6 protein-coding genes are annotated in these 6,591 nt (G+C 57.7%); 4 read left to right on the top strand and 2 right to left on the bottom strand.

Annotation, left to right across the window (positions count from 1 at the left end; translation table 11 throughout):
• Positions 1–82 precede the first annotated feature (82 nt).
• A complete protein-coding gene (locus M0974_RS29195) occupies positions 83–1,444 on the top strand; it encodes a 3-carboxy-cis,cis-muconate cycloisomerase (protein ID WP_297845239.1) in 1,362 nt (453 codons plus the stop codon).
• A gap of 14 nt (positions 1,445–1,458) precedes the next feature.
• Entirely contained in the window at positions 1,459–1,860 is a 402-nt protein-coding gene (gene pcaC / locus M0974_RS29200) for a 4-carboxymuconolactone decarboxylase (RefSeq protein ID WP_297845242.1), read from the top strand.
• Positions 1,861–1,981: 121 nt separating this feature from the next.
• Here pcaC and M0974_RS29205 read toward each other — a convergent pair whose 3' ends face one another.
• Entirely contained in the window at positions 1,982–3,232 is a 1,251-nt protein-coding gene (locus M0974_RS29205; RefSeq protein WP_297845245.1) for an OprD family porin, read from the bottom strand.
• A gap of 299 nt (positions 3,233–3,531) precedes the next feature.
• Between M0974_RS29205 and M0974_RS29210 the strand changes: the two genes are divergently transcribed.
• Both M0974_RS29210 and M0974_RS29215 read left to right on the top strand, forming a co-directional pair.
• Entirely contained in the window at positions 3,532–4,581 is a 1,050-nt protein-coding gene (locus M0974_RS29210; protein ID WP_297845248.1) for a Gfo/Idh/MocA family oxidoreductase, read from the top strand.
• A 113-nt stretch (positions 4,582–4,694) separates the two neighbouring features.
• On the top strand, positions 4,695–5,579 hold the full coding sequence (locus M0974_RS29215) for a DMT family transporter (protein ID WP_297845251.1): 885 nt from the start codon (positions 4,695–4,697) through the stop codon (positions 5,577–5,579).
• 60 nt (positions 5,580–5,639) lie between these two features.
• Here the strand turns inward: M0974_RS29215 and M0974_RS29220 are convergent.
• The coding region (locus tag M0974_RS29220) for an MFS transporter (protein ID WP_297845255.1) at positions 5,640–6,591 on the bottom strand (952 nt) is incomplete at its 5' end.

Genomic DNA, 6,591 nt, shown 5'->3' on the forward strand with positions numbered 1-6,591 from the left:
GGTAGTGATCAAAGGACTGGTCAGCCATGCGGACGCTACCTGAGATCACATCACTGATTTTTTCGAATCCTGGAGCAATGGCTTGAGCAGACCGAGCAATCAACTTTTCGATACCTATTTCACCCAGCCGGCGATGCGGGCGATTTTTTCCGATCAGGGGCGGCTGCAAGGCATGCTCGATTTCGAAGCCGCTTTGGCGCGCGCCGAAGCCAGCACCGGGCTGATTCCCAAGGACGTCGTGGCAGATATCACGGCGGCTTGTCGTGCTGAACTCTACGATTTAGATGAACTGGCGATTGCCATTGGCAGTGCAGGTAATTCGGCTATCCCGCTGGTCAAGGCGCTGGGCAAGCAGATCGCCGCACGTAACGAAACCGCTGAGCGCTACGTGCACATGGGCGCTACCAGTCAGGACGTGATGGACAGCGGTCTGGTGCTGCAACTGCGTTCCGCCATCGAGTTGCTGGAAAGCGATCTGGTGCGATTGGCCGATGCGCTCGCCGAACAGGCCCAACGCCACGCGAGCACGCCGCTGGCCGGGCGCACTTGGCTGCAGCAGGCGACACCGGTGACCTTGGGTATGAAAGTCGCCGGCTGGTTGGGCGCTATTACTCGTCATCGCCAACGTCTGCTTGAAATCAAACCGCGCCTGCTGTGCCTGCAATTCGGTGGTGCTTCCGGCAGCTTGGCAGCATTGGGCGATCACGCGTTTGCGGTGGCCGAAGAACTGGCCAGTGAATTGAATCTGAATCTGCCTGACCAGCCTTGGCACACCCAACGTGATCGTCTGGTGGAGTTCGCCAGTCTGCTGGGAATGATCGCCGGCAGTCTGGGCAAAGTGGGGCGAGATCTTAGTTTGCTGATGCAGACCGAAGTCGGCGAGATGTTCGAACCTTCCGCGCCCGGCAAGGGCGGCTCGTCGACCATGCCGCACAAGCGCAATCCGGTAGGCGCAGCGGTAATGATCGGCGCTGCGACCCGAGCGCCAGGGCTGGTGGCGACGATGTTCGCTGCCATGCCGCAAGAACATGAACGCAGCCTCGGCCTGTGGCATGCCGAGTGGGAAACCCTGCCGGAGTTGTGCTGCCTAGTGTCTGGTTCGCTGCAACAAGCGTTGCAGGTGGTGCCAGGGTTGGAAGTCGACGTCGGGCGCATGCGGCAAAATCTGGAGTTGACCAAAGGGCTGGTACTGGCGGAAGCCGTGAGCATCGCCCTGGCCCAGCGCATCGGCCGTGATGCGGCACACCATCTGATTGAACAATGCTGCCGCCGAGCGGTGGAGCAGGGCGCTCATTTGCGTCAGGTGCTCGGCGCCGAACCGCAAGTGACCGCGCAACTCTCCACCGAGGAACTGGATCGCTTACTGGACCCGGCCCATTACCTGGGTCAGTCGCAGCGCTGGGTCCAGCGTGCGGTGGCCGAACATCACGCATTCAAACCTTAGAAAAGGATCCTGAAATGGACGAAAAACAACGTTACGAAGCGGGCATGAAAGTGCGCCGCGAAGTGCTTGGTGATGCCCACGTAGATCGCAGTCTCGAAAAACTGACGCCATTCAATGGTGAGTTCCAGGAAATGATCACTCGGCATGCCTGGGGCGATATCTGGACCCGCCCCGGCTTGCCGCGTCACACCCGCAGCCTGATCACCATCGCGATGCTGATCGGCATGAATCGCGAAGGCGAATTGCGTCTTCACCTTAAGGCAGCAAAAAACAACGGCGTGACCCGCGATGAGATCAAGGAAGTGCTGATGCAGAGCGCGATCTACTGCGGTATTCCGGCAGCTAACGCGACGTTTCATTTGGCTGAAGAAGTCTGGGACGAGATGGGCGTTGAGTCGTTAAAGGCGTCTTTGTAAGCGCTGCAGTCTGGCCCGCATAGTTTTTCTTGTGGGCCAGAAGGTGATGTTCGTTCAGTTCACTTGAACTATTTGAAAGCAGGGCGCGCAGTTAACTGGCACCCTGCTTTTTTTCGCCTTGTTACATCAACGACAGAGGGTAGCTGATGATTAACCGATTCTCTTCGAACTCGTTGAGGCTGTAGTCGCGATGCATGGTTGAGTTGCGCAGCCTCAGCGACAGGTCTCTGAACGTGCCTTCCTGGATCACGTAAGCCAGCTCCGATTCCCGCGCCCACTCTTGGCCGTTAGTGATGGCGCCGGAGTGCACGTGGTCGCCGGTGATATAGCGGTTCATCATCGTCAGTCCGGGAATGCCGAGGGCTGCGAAGTTGTAGTCGTGGCGCAGTTGCCAGGACCTTTCACCGGCGTTGTCGAAGCTGGAGTTGTAGCTGTCGTTGGCCAGCGTGCCGCCGCTAGCGCCGTTGACCCGCATCCAGTTGTCGCCATTGACCTTTTGCAGGCCAAGGTAAAAGGTGTTTGCTTTGTATTTGGCTGAAAACATTCCTGACCAGGTTTGGTTGTCCAGGTCACCTGCCAAATGGCTGCCATCGTCCTTGCCGGTGAAGAAGCCAAGGTTGGCGCCCAGCACCCAATCGCCGATGGGCTGGCTGTGAGTCAGGTTGTAATACTGTTGCTGGTAGATGTTTTCCAACTGCGCATACCACACGCCGACTTGGGTGTGTTTGTTGTTGAAGGTGTATTCCGCGCCGCCAAAGTTGAAGCGGTCGGAGGTCACTGTCGGGCGGTTGAACATCGACATCGTGTCCATACTGGCGTCGTTGCGCGGGCTGTTGCCGCGGAACTGGCCGCCGTAAAGGGTCAGGTTATCAATTTCCTTGGAGGTGATCTGGGCGCCACGAAAGGTTTGCGGCAGCGAGCGACCGTCATCGGAGCGCAGGATGGGCAGCGTCGACACCCATTCACCGACCTTCAATTCCGTCTTGGAGAAACGCGCCTTGGCGGCCACCCCCAACCGGCCGAAGTCATCTGCTGGGTAGCCGTCATGCTGGATTGGCAGTAGTTGCGTGCCCCCCGTCCCCTTGCTGCCATCGAGCTTTACCGAATACAGCCCCAGCACATCAACACCGAAGCCGACCGGGCCTTGGGTGAAGCCGGAGCGGGCATCGAGGATGAAGCTTTGGGTCCACTCCTGAGCAGTCTTTTGCGCGTTGGCGGGGTTGACGAAATCACGATTGATGAAGAAATTTCGAACGTTCAAATTTACCGTGGCATCGTCGATAAATCCTGCTGCCTGGGTGGTAAGTGGCGCAAAGACGCTGGCGGCGATAGCTGCTGAAAGTGCGCTGATTACGTGACGGTTTGAGGGCATGGTAACGGACCTTTTTATAGTTATGGGTGCATCGAATCTGCAGCTGATAGTGCTAGTTAGGCGGGGACCTGTGCAATTGACGAAACACGGATTTGTGCGATTATCGAACGTTAATTAACTAGTTCGAACATATCGCTGGCGATACAGCTGCACATCAAGATTAGAGAAGAAGATTGCCCTCTTGATTAAAAATAGAACTCAGTTCTAAATAATCATAAGCAAACATTGAACCCACTTCTGAAGTCACCATTGGTCTTGGTAACTGCCACCACAAAAACAATCACATGAGGGTTTATCATTTGAATTCGCCACTGCGCATTGCCCTGATCGGCGCTGGCATCATGGGTCGTCAACATCTCCAGCACCTGAGTAACGTACCTCGGGCACAACTGTGCGCCGTGGCCGATCCTGGTCCTCAGGCTGAGGCCTTCGCGCTCGAATGTGGCGTTCCCTACTTTGCGGATCACCGGCAGATGCTTGATCAGATCCGGCCTCAGGCGGCGATCATTGCTAACCCAAATGCCCTGCATGTGCAGACGGCGCTGGATTGCATTAGCTCCGGTGTGCCAGTGCTGCTGGAGAAGCCCGTGGGCGTCGATTTGGCTGAGGTGCGTGAGTTGGTCGCGGCATCCAAGGAAAAGGGTGTTCCAGTGTTGGTCGGTCACCATCGTCGACACAACCCACTGATCGTCAAGGCGCGCGAGGTAATTGCCAGTGGTGCGTTAGGACGTCTGACCACGGTCACTGGCCTGTGGCAATTGCAGAAACCGGAAAGCTATTTCGATATTCCCTGGCGCCGGGAAGCGGGTGCGGGCATGTTGTTGACCAACCTGATTCATGACCTCGATCTGCTGCGCCATCTGTGCGGCGAGGTGCGACATGTGCAGGCGATCACCAGCAATGGGGCGCGCGGCTTCGCTAACGAGGACAGCGTTGCCGTGTTGTTGCAGTTCGAAAACGGCGCGCTGGGGACCATGACGGGCTCCGACGCGGTTGCCGCGCCCTGGAGTTGGGAGCTGGACTCAGGGGAAAACTCGGTCTATCCGCAGCAGCCGGATCAGCCATGTTACTTGCTGGCCGGAACACGTGGAGCCCTGAGCATTCCGCAACTCAAACGCTGGCATTACGCAGAACCAGGCGCGGGCTGGCATCAACCCTTGCATCAGGTGACCGAGGCATTCACCGCCGATGAAGCGTTGCGCCTGCAGCTGGAGCATTTTGTTGCGGTCGCCCGTGGTGAAGCTGAACCACGTGTAGATGCCGCCGATGCTGGGCGTACATTGGCCTTGCTCGAAGCTATTCGCGCGGCCGCACTCAGTGGCCGCGCGTGCACGCCCGCCACGGTGTAACGCCCAGTGGTGAGCTGAAGAGACAACCGTTACCCTCGCTACCGTAGAGCGGACACGCCTAAGCGTTGCCATGCCGTCGGCCAGCGTTTTGCTGCATGTTCAAAGGAAGCTCAATGAGTACCGTTAGTACACCGTTGTCCGGTATCAATCAGCCACTCAAGGGGATTTCGCTCATTGTGCTGGCAACGCTTCTGTTCTCTACGCACGACACCCTGTCCAAATACCTGTCTGGCATCTACCCGGTCATCATGGTGGTCTGGGTTCGTTATGTGCTGCACACCCTGCTAATGGCCGGCATTTTTATGCCATCAGCAGGCTTGCGTGTACTGCGCACCAAGCGTCCGGGGTTGCAGGCATTGCGCGCGACCTGCCTATTGGGCACCAGTCTGTTATTCACCAGCGGTCTGTTGTTCATTCCTCTGGCGGAAGCGACGGCGGTTAATTTTCTTGCGCCGCTGTTGGTCACGGCGTTGTCGGTGCCGCTGTTAGGTGAGCATGTCACGCGTGGACAATGGATCGCGGTCTTGGTGGGGTTTCTCGGCGTGATGATCATCGTGCACCCGGGCGGCGAGCTGTTCACCGCGGCAGTCCTGCTGCCCTTAGGGTCGGCCATGTGCTTTGCCTGCTATCAGTTGCTGACGCGACTGGTCAGTGCCCACGACAGCCCGACCACCAGTAACTTTTTTGCAGGCTTGTTCAACAGCCTGCTGATGAGCACGCTGGTGCCGTTCTTTTGGCAAACCCCGCAGCTCAAGCACTTGCCATTGATGCTGGCATTGGGCGCCTGCGGAATGGTCGCGCATTTGCTGTTAACCCAAGCATTCCGTTTCGCAGCTCCGGCGATGCTGGCGCCGTTCGGCTATTGCCAGATCGTTTTTGCGGGACTGTTGGGCTTTCTGGTGTTCTCCCACGCACCGTCGTTCACGGCTCAGTTTGGCATCGTCGTGATCTGCCTCAGCGGTCTGGCCGCGGCATGGCAGCAGCGCCGTAAAGGTTGATCGCCAGCAGCCCGGAAAGAGGCCTGAATGAAGGCCTCTTTTGTTAACACTCAGGAGTGATCAGTCCTTGATAGCTTCGACACTGCGCGGAGCCATGAAGTACATCCAGATCAGGGCGATGAAGTACATCGCAGGGATCATCATGAACAGCACGTTGTAGTTGTTGTTCGTAGCGGTCAGCACTGCGCCGACGAGCTGGGTCATGAACATGCCGCCAATCGCTGCGCACATACCACCGAAGCCGAACACGGTACTGATCAGGTGCTTGGGCGTGTAATCCATCACCAGGCTCCAGATATTTGCAGTCCAGGCCTGGTGCGCGCCGACGGCCAAGGCGATGGCCAATACTGCAATCCACAATCCGCTGGCGTTGGCGGCGAAAATCACGCTGATGATGGTGACCGCGAATATCAACATCGACAGCAGCCGCGACGTAGTAGCGCGCATTCCGCGACCGATCAGCCAGGAAGACAGGATCCCGCCACCGATGCTGCCGAAGTCGGCCGTCAACCAGATCAGCATGAGCGGAATACCCATTTGGGTAACGCTGATGCCCAGGTTGTATTGCTGATTGAGAAACGGCGGCAGCCAGTACAGGTAGAACCAGAACACGGGTGCAGTGAGTGCATAGGCCAAAGCAAACGCCCAGGTGCCGCGCATGCGCAGGATGTGGGAGAACGGTACTTTGACCGGTGCGGGTTCGACGTCCTTGTTGATGTAACTCAGCTCGCTTTGGCGCACGGTTGGATGATTTTCAGGGTCGTAGTATTTCAAGCTCCACACCACCGTCCAGATCAGGCCCAGCAGACCCATACAGATGAACGCAGCTTGCCAGCCCCACACGGACAGGATGAGCGGAAGGAGGGCAGGGGTCATCATCGCGCCAACGTTGGTCCCGGCATTGAATATACCGGTCGCGACGGCCCGCTCACCGGCAGGGAACCACAGTCGTGTGGTCTTCATGCATGACGGGTAGTTGGCGGCTTCGGTCAGGCCGAGAATGAAACGACAC

It is taken from the genome of Pseudomonas sp., from assembly GCF_026224925.1.
In the GTDB taxonomy this organism is placed as follows: domain Bacteria; phylum Pseudomonadota; class Gammaproteobacteria; order Pseudomonadales; family Pseudomonadaceae; genus Aquipseudomonas.